This is a genomic window from Achromobacter sp. UBA2119, assembly GCF_002331005.1.
Taxonomy (GTDB): Bacteria; Pseudomonadota; Gammaproteobacteria; order Burkholderiales; family Burkholderiaceae_B; genus Achromobacter; species Achromobacter animicus.
Window position 1 is genome coordinate 142,459 of record NZ_DCYD01000009.1, and the last position, 21,960, is coordinate 164,418.

At 64.1% G+C, this 21,960-nt stretch carries 21 protein-coding genes; 7 read left to right on the forward strand and 14 right to left on the reverse strand.

All coding sequences use genetic code 11. The features are described from left to right. Positions 1 to 69: 69 nt before the first annotated feature. The 5 genes from B3098_RS05860 to metE all read right to left on the reverse strand — a co-directional run bounded on the left by B3098_RS05860 (position 70) and on the right by metE (position 6,293). Positions 70 to 768, reverse strand: coding sequence for a TerC family protein (locus B3098_RS05860; protein WP_105238013.1), 699 nt, complete (start codon positions 766 to 768; stop codon positions 70 to 72). A 264-nt stretch (positions 769 to 1,032) separates the two neighbouring features. After that, a complete protein-coding gene (gene sucD, locus B3098_RS05865; RefSeq protein WP_056567350.1) occupies positions 1,033 to 1,914 on the reverse strand; it encodes a succinate--CoA ligase subunit alpha in 882 nt (293 codons plus the stop codon). 21 nt (positions 1,915 to 1,935) lie between these two features. After that, complete coding sequence (sucC, locus tag B3098_RS05870; RefSeq protein WP_056567354.1) at positions 1,936 to 3,096, reverse strand: ADP-forming succinate--CoA ligase subunit beta; 1,161 nt, start codon at positions 3,094 to 3,096, stop codon at positions 1,936 to 1,938. Between the two features lie 10 nt (positions 3,097 to 3,106). Then, a complete protein-coding gene (locus B3098_RS05875) occupies positions 3,107 to 3,709 on the reverse strand; it encodes a DUF2889 domain-containing protein (protein WP_175124635.1) in 603 nt (200 codons plus the stop codon). Between the two features lie 286 nt (positions 3,710 to 3,995). Continuing rightward, positions 3,996 to 6,293 (reverse strand): 5-methyltetrahydropteroyltriglutamate--homocysteine S-methyltransferase, encoded by a 2,298-nt coding sequence (gene metE / locus B3098_RS05880; RefSeq protein WP_286892908.1) that lies wholly within the window; start codon positions 6,291 to 6,293, stop codon positions 3,996 to 3,998. Between the two features lie 184 nt (positions 6,294 to 6,477). Here metE and B3098_RS05885 point away from each other — a divergent pair, with 184 nt between their 5' ends. Continuing rightward, entirely contained in the window at positions 6,478 to 7,395 is a 918-nt protein-coding gene (locus B3098_RS05885) for a LysR family transcriptional regulator (protein WP_175138779.1), read from the forward strand. Between the two features lie 78 nt (positions 7,396 to 7,473). On the opposite strand, the gene recX is transcribed toward B3098_RS05885, so the two are convergent. Beyond that, positions 7,474 to 8,202 carry a recombination regulator RecX gene (recX, locus tag B3098_RS05890; RefSeq protein ID WP_286892910.1) on the reverse strand — a complete coding sequence of 243 codons (729 nt, stop codon included), beginning with the start codon at positions 8,200 to 8,202 and terminating at the stop codon, positions 7,474 to 7,476. A 162-nt stretch (positions 8,203 to 8,364) separates the two neighbouring features. Next, positions 8,365 to 9,426, reverse strand: a complete 1,062-nt coding sequence (gene recA / locus B3098_RS05895; RefSeq protein ID WP_175124639.1) for a recombinase RecA — start codon at positions 9,424 to 9,426, stop codon at positions 8,365 to 8,367. Positions 9,427 to 9,651: 225 nt separating this feature from the next. Between recA and B3098_RS05900 the strand changes: the two genes are divergently transcribed. The 3 genes from B3098_RS05900 to B3098_RS05910 all read left to right on the forward strand — a co-directional run bounded on the left by B3098_RS05900 (position 9,652) and on the right by B3098_RS05910 (position 13,687). Then, entirely contained in the window at positions 9,652 to 10,341 is a 690-nt protein-coding gene (locus B3098_RS05900; protein WP_175124640.1) for a response regulator transcription factor, read from the forward strand. A gap of 112 nt (positions 10,342 to 10,453) precedes the next feature. Continuing rightward, entirely contained in the window at positions 10,454 to 11,830 is a 1,377-nt protein-coding gene (locus tag B3098_RS05905; RefSeq protein WP_279973235.1) for a sensor histidine kinase, read from the forward strand. Between the two features lie 195 nt (positions 11,831 to 12,025). Continuing rightward, positions 12,026 to 13,687, forward strand: a complete 1,662-nt coding sequence (locus tag B3098_RS05910) for an MFS transporter (protein ID WP_376784597.1) — start codon at positions 12,026 to 12,028, stop codon at positions 13,685 to 13,687. 400 nt (positions 13,688 to 14,087) lie between these two features. Here B3098_RS05910 and B3098_RS05915 read toward each other — a convergent pair whose 3' ends face one another. Continuing rightward, positions 14,088 to 14,297, reverse strand: coding sequence for a hypothetical protein (locus B3098_RS05915; RefSeq protein WP_056322527.1), 210 nt, complete (start codon positions 14,295 to 14,297; stop codon positions 14,088 to 14,090). A 150-nt stretch (positions 14,298 to 14,447) separates the two neighbouring features. On the opposite strand from B3098_RS05915, the gene B3098_RS05920 reads away from it, so the two are divergent. After that, a complete protein-coding gene (locus tag B3098_RS05920; protein ID WP_056567374.1) occupies positions 14,448 to 15,347 on the forward strand; it encodes a recombination-associated protein RdgC in 900 nt (299 codons plus the stop codon). Between the two features lie 53 nt (positions 15,348 to 15,400). Here the strand turns inward: B3098_RS05920 and B3098_RS05925 are convergent, their stop codons facing one another. From B3098_RS05925 to B3098_RS05945, 5 genes are all read right to left on the reverse strand, one after another. Next, positions 15,401 to 16,876, reverse strand: a complete 1,476-nt coding sequence (locus tag B3098_RS05925) for a diguanylate cyclase (RefSeq protein ID WP_279973047.1) — start codon at positions 16,874 to 16,876, stop codon at positions 15,401 to 15,403. A gap of 125 nt (positions 16,877 to 17,001) precedes the next feature. Continuing rightward, complete coding sequence (locus tag B3098_RS05930; protein WP_056322519.1) at positions 17,002 to 18,294, reverse strand: aspartate carbamoyltransferase; 1,293 nt, start codon at positions 18,292 to 18,294, stop codon at positions 17,002 to 17,004. Positions 18,295 to 18,393: 99 nt separating this feature from the next. Continuing rightward, the gene (locus tag B3098_RS05935; RefSeq protein WP_175124643.1) at positions 18,394 to 18,804 is read right to left on the reverse strand and encodes a hypothetical protein; all 411 of its coding nucleotides are present in this window, start codon (positions 18,802 to 18,804) and stop codon (positions 18,394 to 18,396) included. A gap of 4 nt (positions 18,805 to 18,808) precedes the next feature. Further along, on the reverse strand, positions 18,809 to 19,240 hold the full coding sequence (locus tag B3098_RS05940; protein ID WP_175124644.1) for a BPTD_2524 family lipoprotein: 432 nt from the start codon (positions 19,238 to 19,240) through the stop codon (positions 18,809 to 18,811). Positions 19,241 to 19,372: 132 nt separating this feature from the next. Next, positions 19,373 to 19,507, reverse strand: coding sequence for an entericidin A/B family lipoprotein (locus B3098_RS05945; protein ID WP_105241420.1), 135 nt, complete (start codon positions 19,505 to 19,507; stop codon positions 19,373 to 19,375). A 184-nt stretch (positions 19,508 to 19,691) separates the two neighbouring features. Here B3098_RS05945 and B3098_RS05950 point away from each other — a divergent pair, with 184 nt between their 5' ends. Next, positions 19,692 to 20,051, forward strand: a complete 360-nt coding sequence (locus tag B3098_RS05950; protein WP_175124645.1) for a hypothetical protein — start codon at positions 19,692 to 19,694, stop codon at positions 20,049 to 20,051. A 64-nt stretch (positions 20,052 to 20,115) separates the two neighbouring features. Further along, positions 20,116 to 20,520 (forward strand): hypothetical protein, encoded by a 405-nt coding sequence (locus B3098_RS05955; protein ID WP_175124646.1) that lies wholly within the window; start codon positions 20,116 to 20,118, stop codon positions 20,518 to 20,520. A gap of 50 nt (positions 20,521 to 20,570) precedes the next feature. Here B3098_RS05955 and B3098_RS05960 read toward each other — a convergent pair whose 3' ends face one another. Beyond that, a complete protein-coding gene (locus B3098_RS05960) occupies positions 20,571 to 21,806 on the reverse strand; it encodes a TIGR03862 family flavoprotein (protein ID WP_286892937.1) in 1,236 nt (411 codons plus the stop codon). Positions 21,807 to 21,960: the final 154 nt, after the last annotated feature.

Consider the following 21,960-nt stretch of genomic DNA (forward strand, 5'->3'; position numbering starts at 1 on the left):
CCGGCCGCCCTGCCGCGCGCCTTCGCGCGGCAGGTTTATTTAGAAAAACATATTATTGTAGTTCAGCTTTCAGTCAGCTTTCTGGCGCATCAGTAAAACTTTACCAATCAGCAGCACCAGCACTGCACCGAGTGCGCCCGACATCAGCGCGAAGCTATGCTGCGTCACACCCAGCGCGGCGTCAATACGCGCAACGGGCTCTTGCAAAGCCGGATCGCCCACCAGCAGTTCGCCCGCGATGAAGCCCAACAGCGCCGCACCGACCCAGACGATGAGCGGGAAGCGTTCGATGACCTTCAGGAGCAGCGTGCTGCCAAAGATGACCAGGGGAATACTGATGGCCAGGCCGAGCACCAGCAACGTCGTATCGCCCATTGCCGCGGCGGCGACGGCCACCACGTTGTCCAGGCTCATGACCAGGTCGGCGATCATGATGGTGCGGATGGCGGTGAAAAGATTGCCCTGCGTCTTGCCGGCGCCGTCTTCTTCGCCTTCCGGCAGCAGCAGCGTCACGCCGATGTAGACCAGAAGCAGTGCGCCGATCAGCTTGAGCCACGGCAGCAGCAGCAACTTGGCCGCCACGAGCGTCAGCACGATACGCATGATGATCGCAGCCGCGGAACCGACCACGATCGCTTTTTTCTGTTGTGCCGGAGGCAGTGAACGCGCCGCCAGCGCAATAACCACGGCGTTGTCGCCTGATAGCAGAATGTTGACCCAAATGATCTGGAGCAACGCGATCCAGAATGCCGCTGAACTGAGTTCCATGCCTCTCTTTCCTAGGTGTGATCCCCCTAGGAGAAAACCAAATTAATGGATGAATTTGAACGGAGAAACGTACTGACCGTCTTGGTGCGAGCCCGACGGCATTCTTGCTGGTACGCGCAAAATTTCTTTCATTATAGTTTCGTTCAGCTTTCCGTATGATTGCCCCGACCGCTTCCTGGACGCGGGATTACCCTAAGAAATCACCAAAAAGATGGACGAAAAAAAGCCCGCCGAAGCGGGCTTTTTATTGCGCAATGCTGAGACTTACAGCACCGACTTGAGCAGCTTGCCCATTTCGGAGGGGTTGCGCGTGGTGCGGATGCCGCAGGCTTCCATGACTTCCAGCTTGGCGTCGGCCGTGTCGGCGCCGCCGGAGATCAGCGCGCCGGCGTGGCCCATGCGCTTTCCGGGAGGGGCGGTGACGCCAGCGATGAAGCCGACGACCGGCTTCTTCATATTGTCCTTGGCCCACTGCGCGGCGTTGACTTCGTCCGGACCGCCGATTTCGCCGATCATGATGACGGCGTCGGTGTCGGGATCGTCATTGAACAGCTTGAGCACGTCGACGTGCTTCAGGCCGTTGATGGGGTCACCACCGATACCGACAGCGCTGGATTGGCCCAGGCCCAGTTCGGTGACTTGCGCCACGGCTTCGTACGTCAGGGTGCCCGAACGGCTGACGATGCCGATGCGGCCCTTGCGGTGGATGTGACCGGGCATGATGCCGATCTTGATTTCGTCCGGGGTGATCAGGCCGGGGCAGTTCGGGCCCAGCAGCAGCGTCTTGCTGCCCTTGGCCTTCATGCGGTTCTTGACTTCGAGCATGTCGCGGACCGGGATGCCTTCGGTGATGCAGATGACCAGTTCCAGCTCGGCTTCGACGGCTTCCCAGATGGCGGCAGCGGCGCCGGCGGGCGGCACGTAGATGACCGACACGGTGGCGCCGGTGTCAGCCTTGGCGTCCTTGACCGATGCGAAGATCGGCACGCCTTCGAAGTCTTCACCCGCCTTCTTGGGGTTCACGCCGGCCACAAAGGCGGCCTTGCCATTGGCGTACTCACGGCACATGCGGGTGTGGAACTGGCCCGTCTTGCCCGTGATGCCCTGGGTGATGACCTTGGTGTCCTTGTTGATCAGAATCGACATTGTGAATCCTTGATTTTCTCTTTACTTGACGGCGGCTACGACGCGGGTGGCAGCTTCGGCCATCGTGTCGGCGCTGATGATGGGCAGACCCGATTCAGCCAGCATCTTCTTGCCGAGCTCTTCGTTGGTGCCCTTCATGCGGACGACCAGCGGCACGTTCAGGTTGACGGCCTTGCAAGCAGCAATCACGCCTTCGGCGATGACGTCGCAGCGCATGATGCCGCCGAAGATGTTGACCAGGATGGCCTTGACGCTCTTGTTGGCCAGCATGATCTTGAAGGCTTCAGTGACCTTCTCGGCCGTGGCGCCGCCGCCGACGTCCAGGAAGTTGGCCGGCTCGCCACCGAACAGCTTGATGGTGTCCATCGTGGCCATGGCCAGGCCGGCGCCGTTCACCAGGCAGCCGATGTTGCCGTCGAGCTGGATGTAGGCCAGGTCGAACTTGCTGGCTTCGATTTCAGCGGGATCTTCTTCGTCCAGGTCGCGGTAGGCGACGATTTCCGGGTGACGGAACAGGGCGTTGGAGTCGAAGTTGAACTTGGCGTCCAGGGCGATGATGTTGCCCTTGCTGTCGCGGTTCAGGGGGTTGATTTCGACCAGGGAGGCGTCGGTGTCCATGTAGCACTTGTAGAGCTTCTGGAACACGTCAACGGCCTGGGCGGTCGAGTCGGCGGGCAGGCCGATCGCGTTGGCGATCTTGGTGGCTTGCTCGGCGGACAGGCCGGTCAGCGGGTCGATGTATTCGGTGATGATCTTTTCGGGCGTGGAGTGAGCCACTTCCTCGATGTCCATGCCGCCTTCGCTGGAAGCGATGAAAGCGACATTCTGCGTGGCGCGGTCGGTGACCAGCGACACGTAGTATTCCTTCTGGATGTCGGCGCCGTCTTCGATGTACAGGCGGCGGACCTTCTGGCCTTCGGGGCCGGTCTGGTGCGTGATGAGTTGCATGCCCAGGATTTCGGAGGCCAGCTTGCGGACGTCGTCCAGCGAGCGGGCCAGCTTGACGCCGCCGCCCTTGCCGCGGCCACCCGCGTGGATTTGTGCCTTGACGACCCAAACCGGTCCACCCAGCTTTTCAGCGGCAGCCACGGCCTCGTCGACGGAAAGAGCGGGGATCCCGCGCGGCACGGGGACGCCAAATTGCTTCAGCAGTTCCTTGCCTTGATACTCGTGGATTTTCATGTGTTACCTGTCAGGACGTATGAGAAAAAGAAGGTGAATCGGAGGACGACTCGGCCGATGCCTCAGCGCTACCCCCGGTGTACCACTCGGGATAATGCTCAGCCACCACAGGGCCGCCAGTGCTGAGCGCATGGCAGCCGTCCAGTTGGAATGGACGCCGGTTCGGGTTGGGTTCCTGCCGCCGGCGGTTGGCCATGGTCTGGACCGCCGCGGTGGGAAGCACCTGCGACAGTTCGGTCATGTGCGTACAGCCTTCCACATGCCCGAACCGCTCTTTGACCTGGCGACGGAACCCCTTGAGCAGGTTCATGCCGATCAAGTCAGTGTACGCCGGCTCGATGGCCTTGCAATGCTCGCCGTAAGGCGCCGCGTCATAGACGGCCTGAGCCGCCACGATCGAGAATTGCTCGTCGATGGTGATGCGCAGGTGCATATGGTGGATGGGTTGCCCGGCCTTGAACATCTCGCCGTCGCGCTTGGGAAAATCGTACGCCTTGACGTCGATAAGCTCGGCTTCCAGGTCCCAGTTGCCGTCGTCGCGCGCGTACGACTGCACACGTATGGAACGCGTATGCAGCGGCTGACGAGGACAATCCGGCGGTGGCAAGGGCATGCGTGGGGCCTGCGGGGCAGAGACGGCCAGCGCGTAATGGTGCGCGGCAACAAAACCTTCAAAGTATAGCGCAGGCGGCCTGTCGCAATCGTATTAATTGGCCGGGGGATGGCCCGCTATCCCACCCGCTGGCATGCGCGGCAGGGCCGGCACCCGCGGGGCTGGCGCCAGATCGGCCCTGGATTCGCTGTCGGCGGACGGCAAAAAACCCGGCGCGCGGGAGGGGCACGGCCGGGTTGGCGGATGCGGCGCCCCGGCGCCCGCGCGCCGGGGACGGACCATGGCTTCAGGCCGCGTCGCGCAGCGCGCGGGCCGCCTGGACCATGCCGATCAGTGCCGCCTCGGTTTCCGGCCAGGCACGCGTCTTCAGGCCGCAATCGGGGTTCACCCACAGGCGCTCCTTGGGCAGGCGGGCGGCAGCCTTGTTCATCAGGTCCACCATCCAGTCCACCTCGGGCACGTTGGGCGAGTGGATGTCGTACACGCCGGGGCCGATGTCGTTCGGGTAACGGAAATCCTCGAACGCCTTGAGCAGTTCCATGTTGGACCGCGACGTTTCGATCGTGATCACGTCGGCGTCCATGGCCGCGATGGATTCGATGATGTCGTTGAACTCCGAATAGCACATATGGGTGTGGATCTGCGTCTCGTCGCGCACGCCGGCGGTCGACAGGCGGAAGCAGTCCACGGCCCAGTCCAGGTACGCCTGCCAGTCGGCGCGGCGCAGCGGCAGGCCCTCGCGGATGGCGGGCTCGTCGATCTGGATGACGTTGATGCCGGCCGCTTCCAGGTCCACGACCTCGTCGCGCAGGGCCAGCGCAAGCTGGCGGCAGGTCTGTTCGCGCGGCTGGTCATCGCGCACGAACGACCATTGCAGGATGGTGACCGGGCCCGTCAGCATGCCCTTGACCGGCTTATCGGTCAGCGACTGCGCGTAGGACGACCAGCCGACCGTCATGGGCGCGGGGCGCGCCACGTCGCCGAAGATGATCGGCGGTTTCACGCAGCGCGATCCATAGCTTTGCACCCAGCCGTTCTTCGTGAAGGCGAAGCCGGCCAGCAGCTCGCCGAAATACTCCACCATGTCGTTGCGCTCGGGCTCGCCGTGCACCAGTACGTCCAGACCCACTTTTTCCTGGAAGCGGATGACTTCCTCGATCTCCTTGCGGATGGCGGCTTCGTACGCGGAATCCGTCAGGGCGCCGGCCTTCCAGTCGCGGCGCAGCGCACGGATTTCGGCGGTTTGCGGGAACGAGCCGATGGTCGTGGTGGGATAGGCGGGCAGCCCCAGCTGCTGCTGTTGGCGCGCGATGCGGCCGGCGAACGGCGCGCGGTCGCGCGACACGCCCGGGGCGGCAGCCATGCGCTGGGCCACGACCGGATTGTGAATGCGCACCGAAGCGCGTCTCGCGGCCAGTGCAGCGCGTTGCGTGCCCAGCCCATCCTGCACGGTCGGGTCCGTGGCGCTGTCGAGCGCGCGGCCCAGCAGGCTCAGCTCATCCAGCTTCTGGGCGGCAAAGGACAGCCAGCTCTTGAGTTCGGCGTCCAGATCCGTTTCGTTTTCCAGGTCCACCGGCACGTGCAGCAACGAGCACGACGGCGCCAGCCACAGGCGGTCGCCCAATTGGCGCGCGACCGGAGCCAGCGTGGCGATGGCAGCGTCCAGGTCGGTGCGCCAGATGTTGCGGCCATTGATGATGCCCGCGGACAGCACCTGCCCGTCATTCAGGCCGGCGACCACCGCGACCAGCTGCTCCGGCGCGCGCACCAGATCCACGTGCAGACCGGCCACCGGCAAGGCCTGCGCCGTCGGCAGGTTGTCCTTCAGACCGGCGAAGTAGGTCGCGACGAGCAGCTTGACCGGGTTGGCGGACAGCGTTTCGTAAACCTGTTTGAACGCGTCGCGCCAGGCTTGCGGCAGATCGAGCGCCAGGATGGGCTCGTCTATCTGCACCCACTCGACGCCCAGCTTGGCAAAGCGCGTCAACACGTCCTGATAGACCGGCAGCAGCGCCGTCAGAAGCTGCAGCTTGCCGGCATCGGCGGGACCGTCGGCGAATGCGTCGCCCTTGCCCAGGAACAGCCAGGTCAGCGGGCCGGGAATGACCGGCTTGACCTGCAGACCCTGCGCCTGCGCTTCCTTGACCTGTTCAAACAGGGTGTCGCGGGCAACGCGGAAGGTCTGGCCGGGCACCAGCTCGGGGACGATGTAGTGGTAGTTGGTATCGAACCACTTCGTCATTTCGCAGGCGGCGGCGGGCTTGCCCGACGGCGCGCGTCCGCGGCCCATGCGAAAGAGCGTGTCCAGCGAGACCGGCTCATTGTCCTTCTGGCCGAAGCGCGCGGGCACCGCGCCGAGCAGCGTCGTCCACTCGAGGATCTGGTCGTACCAGGCGAAATCGCCCACGGGCACAAGCTTGACGCCCGCTGCCGCCTGAAGGCGCCAATGGCGGGCGCGCAGTTCGCGGCCCGTTTCCTCCAATGCTTCGGCGGTTTGCTTGCCGGCCCAATAGGCTTCAACGGCGCGCTTGAGCTCGCGTTGAGCGCCAATGCGGGGGAATCCCAAATTATGAATCGTAGTCATGTGAACTCGCCATCCCACAAAATTTGTTCAAGTGACGAGCATTCTGACGCCAAATCAAAATGAATCAAAATCAATGTCTACATTCATAAGATGAAGAAATCTCATAGAATGCCGGCTAGGTCCCGGAAAGGTAGATTCATCGCCGGGATGCCCTCGTAGATTCGTCTTGTATGAAGCCGCCCCGATGCTGGAAATTCGCCACCTTGAAACCCTGACCGCCATCCGTGACGGCGGCAGCCTGCAGGAAGCTGCAGAGCGCCTGCACCTGACTCAATCGGCGCTGTCGCACCAATTGCGGGACCTGGAAACCCGGCTGGGTACGCCCCTGTTGAATCGCCGCACGCGGCCGGCCCGGCTGACGACGGCGGGCTTGCGGGTACTGGCGCTGGCCGACGAGGTCTTGCCGCGCATCCGCGCCACGGAGCGCGATCTGCAGCGCCTGGCCGCCGGACGCACCGGCCGGCTGCACCTGGCGATCGACTGCCATTCCTGCTTTCAGTGGCTGATGCCGGCGCTGGACGCCTTCCGCGTGCAATGGCCGGATGTGGCGCTGGACCTGTCCGCGGCGTTCTCCTTCGCCCCCCTGCCCGCCCTGGTGCGCGGCGACCTGGACCTGGTCATCACGTCGGACCCGCAGCCGCTCGACGCAGTGGACTACTTGCCGCTATTCAAATATGAACTGGTGCTGGCCGTGTCCGAATCCAACCCGCTCGCCGGTAACAAATTCGTCATGCCGGAGCAGCTGGCGGACCAGACGCTGATCACCTATCCGGTGGACAAGCAGCGCCTGGACGTCTTTACCGCCTTCCTGGACCCGGCGGACGTGGAGCCGGCCGCCATTCGCAAGGCCGAGCTGACGCCGATCATTGCGCAACTGGTGGCGAGCAATCGCGGCGTGGCAGCCCTGCCCAATTGGGCGCTGACGGAATACATGAATCAGGGATGGCTGCGGCTTTGCCGCCTGGGCCCGCAAGGCGTCTGGCGCACGCTGTATGCGACGGTGCGTAGCGAGGACACGGACGCCTCTTATATCGATGAATTTCTGACCATTACCCGCGACGTCTGCTTCAAGACGCTGTCGGGCATCAAGTCGGCGAAGTGATCACGTAAGGGACAGCGGCGACTGCAGCGGCGCCGGCTGGGCCGACGCCCGCGGGAACAACGCCCGCCGCCCCCCGCGTCAGTCTTCGTCGCCCTCGCCCAGGATGCGCCGGATGACGTCGTGCGCGAAGCCGCGGCTGGCCAGAAAGCGCGCCTGCTTTGCATAGACGGTGCGATCTTCGGGCTTGGCGCTGAAGCGCTTTTTCCAGACCTCAAGCGCCCGGTCGTATTCGGTGGCGCGAAGCTGGTCGCGCAATTCCGCGACCTGATTGTCGTCCACGCCGTGCTGGCGCAGTTCCTGCACGATGCGCGCCGCACCCTGCCGTGAGGCGCGCCGGTGGACCAGGCTTTGGGCGAAGCGCTCGGTGGACAGCCAGCCCTCTTTCTCAAGCGCGTCCAGCACGGATTCGACTTCGGCTGCGTCTTCGGCGTAAGCGGCCAGCTTGCGCGCCAGTTCTTCGCGCGCGTGTTCGCGCCGCGATAGATACCCTACTGCCCGCATCTTCAGCGACGGCCCCTTGCGGGCCTGCTTGCCATCAGACGTGGTTGCCTCGCCAGGGCTGTCGGCAGGGTCGGCGCGCCGGCCGCGCGCGGCGCCGCGTTGAGCCGAAGTACGTTGCTCGGAACTGCGCTGCCACAGGCCGGCGGGTTCGACGCCATCGGCCGAATCGTCAGGCGCCGCGGCCTCGCGGGCCACCCGCGCATCGGACGTGCGCCGCAAGCCTTGCGGCTTGGCGACCGTTTCGAATTCGTCGTCCAACCTGGCGCGTTGGCGCTCGGCGGATGCGGGTGTCGATTTCCAGCTCATGCGCTTTCCTGCTTGCTAAACAAAACGGCAGGCCCAAGAAAAAAACGGCAGGCCCAAGAAAAAAACGGCAGGCCCAAGTGGCGCCTACCGCAATTTCCCAGCCCAGACGGGCCGGCGAAGGGGATAGCCCGAACCGCGGCGAGCCCTGTCGAATGCCCGGGATTACTCGGCGGTGTCTTCCGCCGTGGGCACGAATTCAGCGGCGCGACTGACAATGCCCTGGTTTTCGCGGACGCGGTTTTCGATCTCGATGGCCATGTCCTTGTGTTCTTTCAGGTATTCGCGGACGTTGTCCTTGCCCTGGCCGATGCGGTTGCCGTTGTAGCTGTACCAGGCGCCCGACTTGTCGACGACGTTGGCGGCCACGCCGAGGTCGATGATTTCGCCTTCGCGCGAGATGCCGGCGCCGTACATGATGTCGAACTCAGCCTGTTTGAACGGCGGCGCCACCTTGTTCTTGACGACCTTGACGCGGGTTTCGTTGCCGACGACCTCGTCGCCCTTCTTGATGGAGCCAATGCGGCGGATGTCCAGACGCACGGACGCGTAGAACTTGAGCGCATTGCCGCCGGTGGTGGTTTCGGGGTTGCCGAACATGACGCCGATCTTCATGCGGATCTGGTTGATGAAGATGACCATGCAGTTGGTCTTCTTGATGGTGGCGGTCAGCTTGCGCAGGGCCTGGCTCATCAGGCGGGCCTGCAGGCCGGGCAGCGAATCGCCCATTTCGCCTTCGATTTCAGCCTTCGGAACCAGCGCGGCCACCGAGTCGACGACGATCAGGTCGACCGAGCCCGAGCGCACCAGCGCGTCGGTGATTTCCAGTGCCTGTTCGCCCGTGTCCGGTTGCGAGATCAGCAGGTCGGACAGATTGACGCCCAGCTTGGAGGCGTACTGGACATCCAGGGCGTGTTCGGCGTCGACGAAGGCGCAGGTGCCGCCCAGCTTTTGCATTTCGGCGACGACCTGCAGCGTGAGCGTGGTCTTGCCCGACGATTCCGGACCGTAGATTTCAACGACGCGGCCGCGCGGCAAGCCGCCGACGCCCAGCGCGATATCCAGACCGAGCGAGCCCGTGGAAACCACCTGGATGTCGTGCGAGACCTCGTTGTCGCCGTAGCGCATGATCGAGCCCTTGCCGAACTGCTTTTCGATCTGCGAAAGTGCGGCGGCAAGCGCCTTGGCTTTTTCCGAAGCGGCGGCCTTGGTGGTTTTGTCGTCCATGAGGAGTCCTGTCTGTAACGTATCTGGAAGTCGGAAAACTGCGGGTCTGGCAATGAGGTTCAGATTATGGCATCGGATTGTACTGGATAAATAACCAGTGTGCCAGTTCTTTGCACGTATACCCTGAGTGGCAAGCCCGGCGGCGTGTGACAGAATCCGGAGCGATCCCGGTATTTTGCCCTTTTTCCGCCCCCGGGCCGCGGTGTTTCTTCCTAGCAGCAGCCCATGCGTATCCTGATCGCCGAAGACGACAGCATCCTGGCCGACGGCCTGTCCCGCTCGTTGCGCCACAACGGCTATGCCGTGGATGCCGTGCGCGATGGTCTTTCCGCCGATTCCGCGCTGGCCGCCCAGGCTTTCGACCTGCTCATCCTGGACCTCGGCCTGCCGCAACTGGCCGGACTTGAAGTGCTGCGCCGCCTGCGCGCCCGCAATTCCGCCCTGCCCGTCCTCATCCTGACTGCCGCCGACAGCATCGAACAGCGCGTCAAGGGCCTGGACCTGGGCGCCGACGACTATATGGCCAAGCCATTCGCGCTGTCCGAGCTCGAAGCCCGCGTGCGGGCGTTGACGCGACGCGGCGCGGGCGGCGGCGGCACCATGCTCAAGCATGGCAAGCTGCTCTTTGACCAGACCGGCCGCGTCGCCATCGTCGACGACCAGACGCTGGATCTGTCGGCGCGTGAGGTCAGCCTGCTCGAGATCCTGCTGACGCGTAGCGGCCGCATGGTCAGCAAGACCCAGCTCGTGGACCACCTGTGCGAATGGGGCGAGGAAGTCAGCACCAACGCCATCGAGGTCTATGTGCATCGCCTGCGCAAAAAGCTCGAGCCCAGCGGCGTGAAGATCGTCACCGTGCGCGGCCTGGGCTACTGTCTTGAGCGGGACCAGGGTGCGGCGTACCTCGCAAGCTGAGCCCGCCCCAGAGCCGCTCAACCAGGAAGCCCTGGACATCATGCAAGCCGGGTCCAAGGGCCCGAGTTTCGCGCCGCCGCAACGGTCGCTGCTGGGCGAGATCCTGGACTGGATGCTGGCGCCGCTGTTCCTTTTGTGGCCCATGAGTGTCGCCATCACCTACGTGGTGGCGCAGAACATCGCCAACGTGCCGTACGACCGGGCTCTGGCCAACAACCTGCACGTGCTGACGCGCCAGGTTCACGCGCAGGATGGCCGCGCGGTGCTGAAGATGACCGATGCCGCCCGCGACGTGCTGCGCGCCGACGAGACCGACAGCGTGTTCTGGCTGGCGCTGGGCAGCCGCGGCGAATACCTGGGCGGCGACCGCGCGCTGCCGCTGCCGACCACCGTGGGCCAGCCCCGCCCCGGCGAAGTCCAGTACGAAGACGACACGCTGCGCGGCTTTGGCATCCGGCTGGCCTTCACTTGGGTGGACCTGCACCTGCCCGGCACGCAGCCCGCGTTGTTCATCGTGGCCGAAACCGTGGAGAAGCGCACGCAGCTCGCCAACGACATCATCAAGGGCGTGATCATTCCGCAGTTCGTGGTGCTGCCCATCGCCGTGCTGCTCGTCTGGTTCGGCCTGTCGCGCGGCGTGGCGCCGTTGAATGCGCTGCAGCAGCGGCTGCGCGCACGCCGGCCCGACGACCTCTCGCCCATCGACGAACGCGCCGCGCCTTCCGAGATTGCCCCGCTGGTCGCGGCCATGAACGACCTGCTGGACCGCCTGTCCGCCAACGTGCAGGCGCAGCGCCGTTTCGTGGCCGACGCGGCGCACCAGTTGAAGACGCCCCTGGCGGGATTGCGCACACAGGCTGAATTGGCGCTGCGGGACGCCAGTCCCGAGGAAATGCAATCCAGCCTGCGCCAGCTCGTGACCGGTTCTGAGCGCGCGACCCGGCTCGTCAATCAGTTGCTGCTGCTGGCCCGGGCTGAAAATCCCAGCGCGATCGGCCTGACACGCACGGACATCAACGCCATCGCTTACGAGCAGACCATGCACTGGGTGCCGCTGGCGCTGTCGCTCAGCACGGATCTGGGGTTCGAAGGCTCGGACACGCCTGTCGAGATCAATGGCAATCCGCTGCTGCTGGCCGAGCTGCTGAACAACCTGGTCGACAACGCGCTGCGCTACACCCCGCGCGGCGGCCATATCACCGTGCGCGTGCTGCAAGCGGACGGCCAAGGCATCCTGGAAGTCGAGGACTCCGGACCGGGCATTGCGCCCGACGAACGCGAGCGCGTGTTCGACCGCTTCTACCGCGTGCTGGGCACGTCATCCGACGGCAGCGGCCTGGGCCTGGCCATCGTGCGCGAAATCACGCAGAAGCATCAGGCGAGCGTCGAAATCAGCGACCATCCCACCGAACACTCCGACTTGCCCGGCACGCGAATCCGTGTCGTTTTTCCCCTCTACACCGCGCTGCCCGAGACGTCCGACAGCTAAGGACTATCCCTAGCCTTCCCCGGGACGTTTACCGTTTGTTTCAATTTTAAGATTCGAGTAAGGGTCACGTCAGAACCTCGTCAGCCTCGGCCCCCAATGTGGCGATAGCTCGATGTCGGTCTCGCCGGCGGAGGGTCAAGCACGGCGGAAAACCGCCGGCCTAAAAAACGAGGAGACATCATGAGCACAACTACCATGGCAGGCCGCGGTCCATCCGCGGATCCGCGTCCGATGACCAAGGAGGAGCGCAAGGTCATCTTCGCGTCTTCACTCGGCACGGTGTTCGAGTGGTACGACTTCTATCTGTACGGCTCTCTCGCAGCCATCATTGCCCAACACTTCTTCTCCGGCGTGAACCCGACCGCAGGCTTCATCTTCGCGCTGCTGGCCTTCGCGGCCGGTTTCGCGGTGCGGCCGTTCGGCGCGCTGGTGTTCGGCCGGCTGGGCGACCTGGTCGGACGTAAATACACCTTCCTGGTCACGATCGTGATCATGGGCCTGTCCACGTTCCTCGTCGGCATCCTGCCCAGCTACGCGAGCATCGGCCTGGCCGCTCCCGCCATCCTGATCGTCCTGCGCCTCTTGCAAGGCCTGGCGCTCGGCGGCGAGTACGGCGGCGCGGCAACCTATGTTGCCGAACACGCCCCGCACGGCCGCCGCGGCTTCTATACGTCCTGGATTCAAACCACCGCAACGCTGGGTCTGTTCCTGTCGCTGCTGGTCATCCTGGGCATCCGCACGTTCATGGGCGAAGACGACTTCAAGGCCTGGGGCTGGCGCATTCCGTTCCTGATCTCGGTCGTGCTGCTGGGCATCTCGGTCTGGATCCGGCTGCAGCTGAACGAATCCCCCACCTTCAAGCGCATGAAGGAAGAAGGCAAGGGATCGAAGGCGCCGATCGCCGAATCGTTCGGCCAATGGAAGAACCTGAAGGTCGTGCTCCTGGCGCTGCTGGGCCTGACCGCCGGCCAGGCCGTGGTCTGGTACACGGGTCAGTTCTACGCCCTGTTCTTCCTGACGCAGACGCTGAAGGTCGACGCCAACACCGCGAACATCCTGATCGCCATCGCGCTGCTGCTGGGCACGCCGTTCTTCGTGATCTTCGGCGCGCTGTCCGACAAGATCGGCCGCAAGCCCATCATCATGGCGGGCTGCCTGATCGCTGCGGCGACCTACTTCCCGATCTTCCAGGGTCTCACGCACTTCGCCAACCCGGCGCTCGAAAAGGCGCAAGCCACAGCCCCGGTCACCGTGATCGCGGACCCCAGCACTTGCTCGTTCCAGTTCAACCCCGTGGGCACCGCGTCATTCACCAGCTCTTGCGACGTGATCAAGTCGTTCATGGCCCGCAACTCGGTGAACTACCGCAACGAAGCGGCTCCGGCCGGTTCGGTGGCCCGCGTCAAGATCGGCAACGAAGAGTTCACCTCGTTCGACGGCCGCTCGCTGGCGCCCGCCGAGTTCAAGGCCAAGGTTGCTGAACTCGACAAGACGCTGACCGCCTCCATCCGCAGCCACGGCTACCCGGCCAAGGCCGATCCGGCCCAGACCAACAACGTGATGGTCGTGGTGCTGCTGACGATCCTGGTGCTGTACGTGACCATGGTGTACGGCCCGATCGCCGCCATGCTGGTGGAAATGTTCCCGACGCGCATCCGCTACACGTCGATGAGCCTGCCCTACCACATCGGCAACGGCTGGTTCGGCGGCTTCCTGCCTCCCGTCGCGTTCGCAGTGGTGGCTGCCACCGGCAATATCTACGACGGCCTCTGGTATCCGATCATCATCGCGGTCATGACCCTGGTCATCGGTACGCTGTTCGTGCGCGAATCCAAGGACAACGACATCAACGCCTGATAGACCATCCCCCGCCGGGCGGGACTGCTGCGCCTGCCCGGCCTTTCAAAAGCTCCTTATGGGAGCTTTTTTTTTATTCGCACTTTCAGGACCATGTCAGACCGGCGCCAGTAGACTGAGCGCTCAGATTACGGCCTTGCGCAAGATTGCCTGACGATTGATCCCCCTGTCAGACGATTGCAGGGTTGCTCTTCTGACACCGATGCCGCGTTCCCCGCGAGCCTTTTATGACGCGGCATTGTGTGCTCCCGTACCGGCCCGACTCTTTATTGAGCCGGGCCGCTTTTTTTTGTGGCCGCGGATCGTGCGACCGCTCGTGCCAAGACAAAGGGCGGCCGCAATGCGACCGCCCTCTTCATGCCTTTCGATGGCACACGGCCGGCCTCGCGGCCGGCGCGGATCAACGACGCATGCCCACGCCGATCGCGACCACACCCGCCACGATCGCGGCAATGCCTGCCCACGTCGGGATGGGAACCGACTTCTCGGTTTCCGCGGTGGCCTTCACGGATCCGATCTGCAGGACCGTTTCCTCGGACTTGTAGCTGAAGCCCTTGTAGGCCAAGGCAACCACGCCCAGGACAATCAGGATCGCGCCAATGATTTTCATGTATTTACTCCAATCTCACGTTGGTGCGCGGGACATTACCGGATAGGCCGATCGCTGTCAGTGACAGAACGTGTCGCCTGTTGCGGGCGTACTCAGCCCCTTCGGCAAAGCCGCCGTGTCGTATAGAATCAACCCTTTTGGCCGACGCTCATGTGGTTCAAGAATCTCAAGATTTACCGCCTCTCCTCGCCCTGGACCCTGACCGGCGATCAGCTTGAAGACACGCTGGCAAAGCATGCGTACCAGTCCGGCAACAACCTCGAAATGCAAAGCCTGGGCTGGGTGCCCCCGCGCGAGAACGGCGGTCTGGCCCACGAAGTCAATGGCCAGATCCTGCTCAGCCTGCGCGCCGAAAAGAAGCTTCTGCCGGGCACCGTGATCAACCAGGTCGCCAAGGCGCGCGCCCAGGAAATCGAAGAGCAGCAAGGCTACAAGCCTGGCCGCAAGCAGATGAAGGAAATCAAGGAGCGCGTCACCGACGAGCTTCTGCCGCGCGCCTTCAGCGTCTATCGCGACACGCGCGTGTGGATCGACCCGAAGAACAACTGGCTCGTCATTGACGCGGCTGCGTCGGCCAAGGCCGACGAAGTCATCGGCCTGCTGGCCAAGTGCGTCGATCCCTTCCCTTTGGAAAACCTGTACGTCGCCCAATCGCCAGCGTCGGCCATGACCGGCTGGCTGGCCGAGGACGAAGCGCCCAGCAACTTCACCATCGACCAGGACACCGAGCTGCGCTCGTCCGGCGAAAGCGGCGCGGCCATTCGCTACGTCAAGCACTCCATTGACGCCGACGACGTGCGCCGCCACATCCAGTCCGGCAAGCAGTGCACGCGCCTGGCCATGACCTGGGCCGACCGCGTGTCGTTCGTGCTGACCGAAGGCCTGGACGTCAAGCGCGTGGCGCCGCTGGACGTACTGAAGGAAGGCAACGAAGGCGTCGCCGCGAATGACGACGAAAAGTTCGATTCCGACATGATGCTGATGACCGGCGAACTGGCCAAGATGATGGCCGAGCTGGTCGAGGCGCTGGGCGGCGAAAAGAAGATCTAAGCCTTCTTACCCGCATCGGCAACAAGGGCTGCCCCTGACGGAGCAGCCCTTTTTCATGCCTCGACGCTGCGGTCGCGGCCGGCCTGCTTGGCCTTGTACAACGCCTTGTCGGCGCGATCGATCAGATACGCGTAATCGGGATGGCCATCGAAGGTCGCCACGCCGATGCTGGCCGTCACCTGCAGCGCGCCCGCCTCGGCAAGCATGAAGCGGTGCCGGCGGATCTCGGCGTTGAGCTTTTCGGCAGCGGCCAGCGCGGCGCCGGGCCCCGTGTCCACCAGGACGACCAGAAACTCCTCGCCGCCATAGCGGAACACGAAGTCGCTGGAACGACAGGTCTGATGGACGACCTCGGCGAACTGGCGCAGGATCTGGTCACCGCCTGCGTGACCGTGCGCATCGTTGATGGCCTTGAAGTGATCGATGTCCAGCAGCAGCACCGAAAAGCTCGACCGCTGACGCTGGGCCAGCGAAATCTCACGGCCGATGACGGACGGCAGGAAGCGCCGGTTCAGCACGTTGGTGAGCGGATCGCTGCCGCTTTCGATCTCGGCCACCATGTCGAACAGGCCGTTGAGCAGATGCTTGATCCGCGCCACCAGCTCTTGCAGTTCACGAACCTGGTCGGGCAGCGATTCCTGTTCGTGGCCGCTGCCTTGCATCATCCGCGGCAGCACCGTGTCATCCAGGCGCGCCACGGCCTCCGTGATCTGGCGTAGCGCCGGCGCGCTTTCAAAGAGCACCGCGCCCTTGTGCTGCAGCCACAGACCGAACTCCGAGGCTGCCAGACGCGGCAGCGCCTGCTCTGGCGTCCGGTAATGCAGGCCGATCAGCACCGCCTGACTCCACTCCAGCAACGCGGCCCGTTGGCGCTCGCGTTCGGTCGAGATGTTCTGCCCCAGCGCGAAGAGGCGATAGGCCTCGTCGTTGCGCGCGCCGCGGTTGATGTCGCGCATGAACGCGCGGCTCATCTGCTCGATCGCCAGATCGAACAGGTTGCAGACGTATTGCGTGGCCACCGATGTCGCCATGCCATCCAGACCGCTTGCGCGCAGACGCTGCGCAATCTCGTTCTTCAGGATGCGGGCGCCTGCCATCACCAGATGGATCGGAATGTGGACGCGCGCATGGACCTCGCCGACCTTTTTCTGCGTGGCCAACAGCACGACGATGTCGCCCTGGTCGCGCACACACAGCAGGCCCTTCAACCAATGCGTCATGCCGCGATGCAGGCGGGTCGACACGATTTCATGCGAGAGCCGCGGGCCGGCCTCGGCATCGGCGAGCAAGGTGGAATAGAAGGCGTCGACGAGCTGCGTGGCGTGGTCCGACACCACCGCCGCAACCTGGCCGCGCGTATCGGCGTCGACCGATTGATAGACCGCTTCCCAGGCCTGCGCGTTGGATGCGCTCAGGTAGCAATCCTGGCCGCCGGCCGCGTTTGCGGGGGCCGCCTCTGCGGGGACCGCCTTTGCGGAGGCCGCCTCTGCGGTGGCTGCAGGAGGAACACCGGTACTGCTCGAAGACATAAGCTCATCCGCCCAAGAACGGCGTGCGCGCCTGGCAGCGACGCGCGCCCGAAAAACCAGCGCGGATTATGCTTGAATTCACCGCGGCGGGGCCGCGCTTGCGGCGCCGCCAAGAACCGTTGACGTCAATCCAGACCGTGGAAGACCGAATCGTCGGGACCGACATGCGACGGATGCTGCCACGTCACATCACGCAGCGAATGCTGCACCAGCCCTTCCACCCCCAGCAGCACGGCGAAGATCGCCATGCGGATGGGAATGCCGTTATCGGTCTGGCGGAAGATGGCCAGACGCGGATCGTGGTTGAGGTCCACGCTGAGGTCGTTGGCGCCCGGGCGGCTGTCGCGCGGCAGCGGGTGCATCACGATGGTCTCGGGGCTGCAATAGGCGTCGATGATGGCGCGGTTGACCTGGAAGTCCGGCGTGTAGCCTTCGTTCTCTTCGTTGGCGAAGCGCTCCTTCTGAACGCGCGTCGCGTAGATGACGTCGGCGCCGGCCAGGCCTTCGGCCAGCGAAGACTTCTGTTCGATGATGTTGCCGTTGCGGCTGGCCTGCTCGACGATGTAGGTCGGCATCTCCAGGCCCTTGGGCGAGATCAGCGAGAACTTCACGTTCTTGTACAGCGCCATCAGCTTGATGAGCGAATGCACGGTGCGGCCGTATTTCAGGTCGCCGACCATCGCAATGTGCGCGCCGTCCAGCAACTTACCCAGGCGCGAGAACTCGGTCAGGATGGTGTACAGGTCCAGCAGCGCCTGGCTGGGGTGTTCGCCCGGGCCGTCGCCGCCGTTGACCACGGGAATGTTCGTGGCGCGCGCAAATTCCGCCACCGAGCCTTGATCGGGGTGGCGGATGACCATCGCGTCCACATAGCCGCTCATGACGCGGCTGGTGTCGTAGATGGACTCGCCCTTGGCCATCGACGAGAACGTGAAGCCCGTGGTGTCGCACACCGAGCCGCCCAGGCGGCAGAAGGCGGAACCAAAGCTGACGCGGGTGCGGGTGCTGGCCTCGAAGAACAGGTTGCCCAGCACGGCGCCTTCCAGCACGCGCGAGACCTTCTGACGGCGCGCGATGGGCTGCATCATGTCGGCCACGCGGAACAGGTCTTCGACGGAGTCGCGGGTGAACTGATCTACCGACAGAAGCTGGTTCTTGCCTTCAACGGCGATGCGATCGCGCAGAGGCCCATCTTGTACGCTTTGCGTATATTTTTCCAGCAGCACACCGTTTTGCACGATTTCGCTGACGAAGCGCTGCACGACTTCCGGCATGGCCCGGAATTCCTGCGAACCTTCAGGCAGAAGCCAGGTATCAAGCGCCCGGCGCTTGACGCCAATGCGCGTGGCAAACACGTCGCGGGTGAGGTTGAGGCGGCGCATGGCGTCGCGCAGGAAGGCTTGCTGGGAGATGCTCATGACGGGCCCCAAAAAGAGGATTTATATACGCAGTGCGCATATTATTCCGACCATCTACACAAGTCCAATATTTTTGCGCATACGGATTTACCCGCGCTTTTACCGCTGAGCGTAGGCCGCCGCCTGTGGTGTCGCCGTCACGGCCTGTCCGGCCGCGAACCAGCACGCCGCGCAGAAGGCCAGCATGCTTGCCACGAAGCAAATCAGCGCCAGCAATTGCGCGGGCCAATGACCACGCGTCAGATGGCCGCTGTAGCCTTGCCGCAACAGGCTGACCTGCGCCAAGTACGCAAACGCCACCCCCAGACCGGCCAGCACAAGACCGGCCAGGAAAAACAACAGGGGAATCTGCAGATCGGGCGCGGCGATGTCCGGCCCCACGATGCCCAATGTGAATCCGACCAGGATCAGGGCGGCACCGCCATTCAACCACCCCAGAAAACGAAACGCGCCGGCCAGCAGCGCGAACGACGTGCCGTTTGCGCGGAGCTGCTGGGCGCGGGCGTCCATGGTATTAGCCGCCGGTGGCGCTACGGCACGTCGGCGTCGCGCTCTGTATCGACTTGCGCGCCGCCGCGATCTCGGCCTCGTCCCAGCGCCCTTCGCCCAGCACCGTCACGGTCACCTTGGAGGTGGCGGGACCATCGGCCTCCGCCGAAATCAGTTCGAGCACGGTTGCCGGCTGGCCGACCTTGTAAAGCTGGATTTCGTCCGGCGCGCCCTTCTCGCCCAGGCTATGGCGCCAGGCATAAGAGACGCCATAAGGATGGCTGACCTGCGTATGGCACGCGCGCACGTATTCGCCGGCTCGGCGGAATGCCGCCTGATAATTGGTGTCGACGCTGAAGGTTTCCTTCTTTGCGGTTTCCGACTCGTAGACCCCGGTGCTGGCGCATCCGGCCAACGTGGCCGCCAACGTGACAGCCACCCATACAGACTTGCGCATGATTCTTCCCGCCATTGCTATTCGGACTTTCGCGATTATGCCAGCGGCTGCAAAAAGGCCACGCCGAAAGTGCCCAAGTGCGGCACTTCCTGCGTGGCCTTGCGCCGTCATGACGGCAAAGGGCCTGATGCCCTACCGCTTTTCCGCGGCCCCTTCGATCTTTTCCCCGCCCCGCTGAATATCTTTACCGGCCCCGGCGACGGTGTTGCACCCCGCCGTCAGCGCAGCAATAGAAAGCATCATGACGAGAAAGACTTTGTTCTTCATAAACATCTCCTGTCTGGGCATGGAAAAAACCGAACCCAGCATACCTCAAAGGCCGCCTCGGTGACACAAGCCGGTCACGTGTAACAACACCGACAAAAAACCGTCACCACCCTTACGCGCCGGTGACACTTGCGACGCATTCTCGCCTGTCGCGTATTTGCCGCCAATGGATTAGGATGCGCACATGACGAAGAAACAAGCATCACAATCCGCTGGCGCCAGCCCGCAAGGCTGGGGCTGGGAACAGCCCCAGTGCCGCGGACAGGCCGCCCTGGCGCTGTTCATCGACGACCTGCATCGCATCTTGCAGACCCATGCCGCCGGCAAGCTGGCGGATAGCAGCACGCTGGCGGACGCGCAGGCCCAGGTCAATGAATTGCTGGCGCGGTACAACGAAATTTCTGCCGCACCGGAAATTTTTCTGGGGCAGTCAGTCGAACTCAAAGAAGGCATCGACCGCAGCGGCGTAGCGCATACGGTGCCGATTTTTTCGCCGCGCCTGAAACAGTCGCTGGTGTCGATGCTGGGACAAGGTCCGGGATGACAACCCGGCAAGCGGCCCGGCTGGCGATCGCAGAGTACAGCCCCCAAAGGAAGGAGACTACAAGATGAGCACGGACAACGTTGTTGAGTTTCTCCGCCTGCTGTCCCTGGACGTCACGCTGGGCACCGCTGCCCAGCACGCCGCAAGCCAGGCAGACGCGCCACTGGCCCTGGCCCGCTTGGCAACCTCACACGGTCTGCCGTGCAACGCTTCGGATTGGTCTTCCTTTGCACGCAACTGCCTGGACAACCTCGACCTGACCGAGGGCGACACGGGCATGGCGAACGCCACGATCTGGCAACTGGTGCAGGATCCCGCCCACGGCACCACCATTCCCGCCAGCGCCATCACCCGTGTGATCGGCATCATTTCGCAGCCCGAAGGCGAGCCGCCCGTGGTGGGTCACGTCGTCAGCGATCTGGCGCCCCGCGCCCCGATGAGCATGGCGCCGCACCCGACGGGTTCCTGATCTTCCCGGGCTCGCAGCCCACTCAGGGATGCGGGTTCAGGACAGACCTTTCAAGCCTGTCCCTTCAAAAAATCAATCACGCCGGCCGCGCCGCATGCGCCGCTGGCCATGCAGGCGGTCAGCAGGTAGCCGCCCGTCGGCGCCTCCCAATCCAGCATTTCCCCCACACAGAAAACGCCGGGCACGGCTTTGAGCATCAGCCCGGCCGTCAGTCCCTGGAACGCCACCCCGCCCGCCGTGCTGATCGCTTCGTCGATCGGGCGAGCTCGCCGCAGCGTCAACGGCAACGCCTTGACCCGCTGGCCGAGGCGCTGGGGGTCCTTGAAGTCTTCGGCGCTGGCGCATTCCCGCAGCAAGCCCGCCTTCACCCCCGTCAGTCCCAGCCGGCTTTGCAGATGGCTTGACATCGAGCGGGCGCCGCGCGGATGCGTCACCGCCGCCATCACCTTTGCGTGCGGCCAGTCCGGTGCAAGATCCAGCATGGCCACGGCGCTGCCATCGGCCTCGATCCTGTCGCGCAGGGTTGCGGACAATGCATAGACGAGACTGCCTTCTATGCCTGTCTCGGACACGACGAATTCGCCCTGACGGCCAGGCCCGCCGCAGGACATGGCCACAGACTTGACCGGCTGGCCGGCAAAGCGGCTGCGAAAATGATCGGACCAGTCCACGTCGAACCCGCAGTTGGCGGGCCGCAATGGCACAACCGGCACGCCGTGCGCCTGCAGATCCGGCACCCAGGCGCCATCGGATCCCAGCTTGGCCCAACTGCCGCCGCCCAGCGCCAGCACGACCGCATCCGGTGCATGGCGCGCTTCACCGTCGGGCGTCGCAAAGCGCAGCAAGTCCATACCGGGATTGTCGCCACGCCAGCCAAGCCAGCGATGTCGCATATGAAAGCGCACGCCCTGTCCGCGCAGCCGGGCAAGCCAGGCCCGCAACAGCGGCGCCGCCTTCATCTCCTGCGGAAACACCCGCCCCGACGAGCCCACGAATGTCTGGATGCCCAACGCATGCGCCCAATCGCGCAGACCGGCGCCGTCCATCGTCTGCAGCCATGGCTGCACGAACGGGGCGCCGTCGCCAAAGCGGGCAAGGAAAGGCTCGGCGGGCTCGCTGTGCGTCAAGTTCAGGCCGCCCCGTCCCGCCATCAGGAATTTGCGTCCCACCGAGGGCATGGCGTCGAAGACGTCCACCTGCGCCCCGGCTTCGCTCAGCCTTTCCGCTGCCATGAGACCGGCGGGGCCGCCCCCGATGACGGCAACGCGTTTGGCGGACAGGCTCATGGCGCCGTCGCCTTCATGACAGGACGCGAGCGGGAAAAGGCGGAAAGCATGCGGGAGAAGTCGGAAGGAAAAGGGACGAAAGCACGGCGCAGCCATGGGACGCAGATTGTCTCACGGCGTCAGTGGGCTTCTTACGAGCGCGCGTCGCATCTGC

What these genes read in the sequence shown, in the direction of transcription:
- B3098_RS05860 (WP_105238013.1), bottom strand. Translation starts at nt 768, where the DNA reads ATGGAACTCAGTTCAGCGGCATTCTGGATCGCGTTGCTCCAGATCATT.
- sucD (WP_056567350.1), bottom strand. Translation starts at nt 1,914, where the DNA reads ATGTCGATTCTGATCAACAAGGACACCAAGGTCATCACCCAGGGCATC.
- sucC (WP_056567354.1), bottom strand. Translation starts at nt 3,096, where the DNA reads ATGAAAATCCACGAGTATCAAGGCAAGGAACTGCTGAAGCAATTTGGC.
- B3098_RS05875 (WP_175124635.1), bottom strand. Translation starts at nt 3,709, where the DNA reads ATGCCCTTGCCACCGCCGGATTGTCCTCGTCAGCCGCTGCATACGCGT.
- metE (WP_286892908.1), bottom strand. Translation starts at nt 6,293, where the DNA reads ATGACTACGATTCATAATTTGGGATTCCCCCGCATTGGCGCTCAACGC.
- B3098_RS05885 (WP_175138779.1), top strand. Translation starts at nt 6,478, where the DNA reads ATGCTGGAAATTCGCCACCTTGAAACCCTGACCGCCATCCGTGACGGC.
- recX (WP_286892910.1), bottom strand. Translation starts at nt 8,202, where the DNA reads ATGAGCTGGAAATCGACACCCGCATCCGCCGAGCGCCAACGCGCCAGG.
- recA (WP_175124639.1), bottom strand. Translation starts at nt 9,426, where the DNA reads ATGGACGACAAAACCACCAAGGCCGCCGCTTCGGAAAAAGCCAAGGCG.
- B3098_RS05900 (WP_175124640.1), top strand. Translation starts at nt 9,652, where the DNA reads ATGCGTATCCTGATCGCCGAAGACGACAGCATCCTGGCCGACGGCCTG.
- B3098_RS05905 (WP_279973235.1), top strand. Translation starts at nt 10,454, where the DNA reads ATGCTGGCGCCGCTGTTCCTTTTGTGGCCCATGAGTGTCGCCATCACC.
- B3098_RS05910 (WP_376784597.1), top strand. Translation starts at nt 12,026, where the DNA reads ATGGCAGGCCGCGGTCCATCCGCGGATCCGCGTCCGATGACCAAGGAG.
- B3098_RS05915 (WP_056322527.1), bottom strand. Translation starts at nt 14,297, where the DNA reads ATGAAAATCATTGGCGCGATCCTGATTGTCCTGGGCGTGGTTGCCTTG.
- B3098_RS05920 (WP_056567374.1), top strand. Translation starts at nt 14,448, where the DNA reads ATGTGGTTCAAGAATCTCAAGATTTACCGCCTCTCCTCGCCCTGGACC.
- B3098_RS05925 (WP_279973047.1), bottom strand. Translation starts at nt 16,876, where the DNA reads ATGTCTTCGAGCAGTACCGGTGTTCCTCCTGCAGCCACCGCAGAGGCG.
- B3098_RS05930 (WP_056322519.1), bottom strand. Translation starts at nt 18,294, where the DNA reads ATGAGCATCTCCCAGCAAGCCTTCCTGCGCGACGCCATGCGCCGCCTC.
- B3098_RS05935 (WP_175124643.1), bottom strand. Translation starts at nt 18,804, where the DNA reads ATGGACGCCCGCGCCCAGCAGCTCCGCGCAAACGGCACGTCGTTCGCG.
- B3098_RS05940 (WP_175124644.1), bottom strand. Translation starts at nt 19,240, where the DNA reads ATGCGCAAGTCTGTATGGGTGGCTGTCACGTTGGCGGCCACGTTGGCC.
- B3098_RS05945 (WP_105241420.1), bottom strand. Translation starts at nt 19,507, where the DNA reads ATGAAGAACAAAGTCTTTCTCGTCATGATGCTTTCTATTGCTGCGCTG.
- B3098_RS05950 (WP_175124645.1), top strand. Translation starts at nt 19,692, where the DNA reads ATGACGAAGAAACAAGCATCACAATCCGCTGGCGCCAGCCCGCAAGGC.
- B3098_RS05955 (WP_175124646.1), top strand. Translation starts at nt 20,116, where the DNA reads ATGAGCACGGACAACGTTGTTGAGTTTCTCCGCCTGCTGTCCCTGGAC.
- B3098_RS05960 (WP_286892937.1), bottom strand. Translation starts at nt 21,806, where the DNA reads ATGAGCCTGTCCGCCAAACGCGTTGCCGTCATCGGGGGCGGCCCCGCC.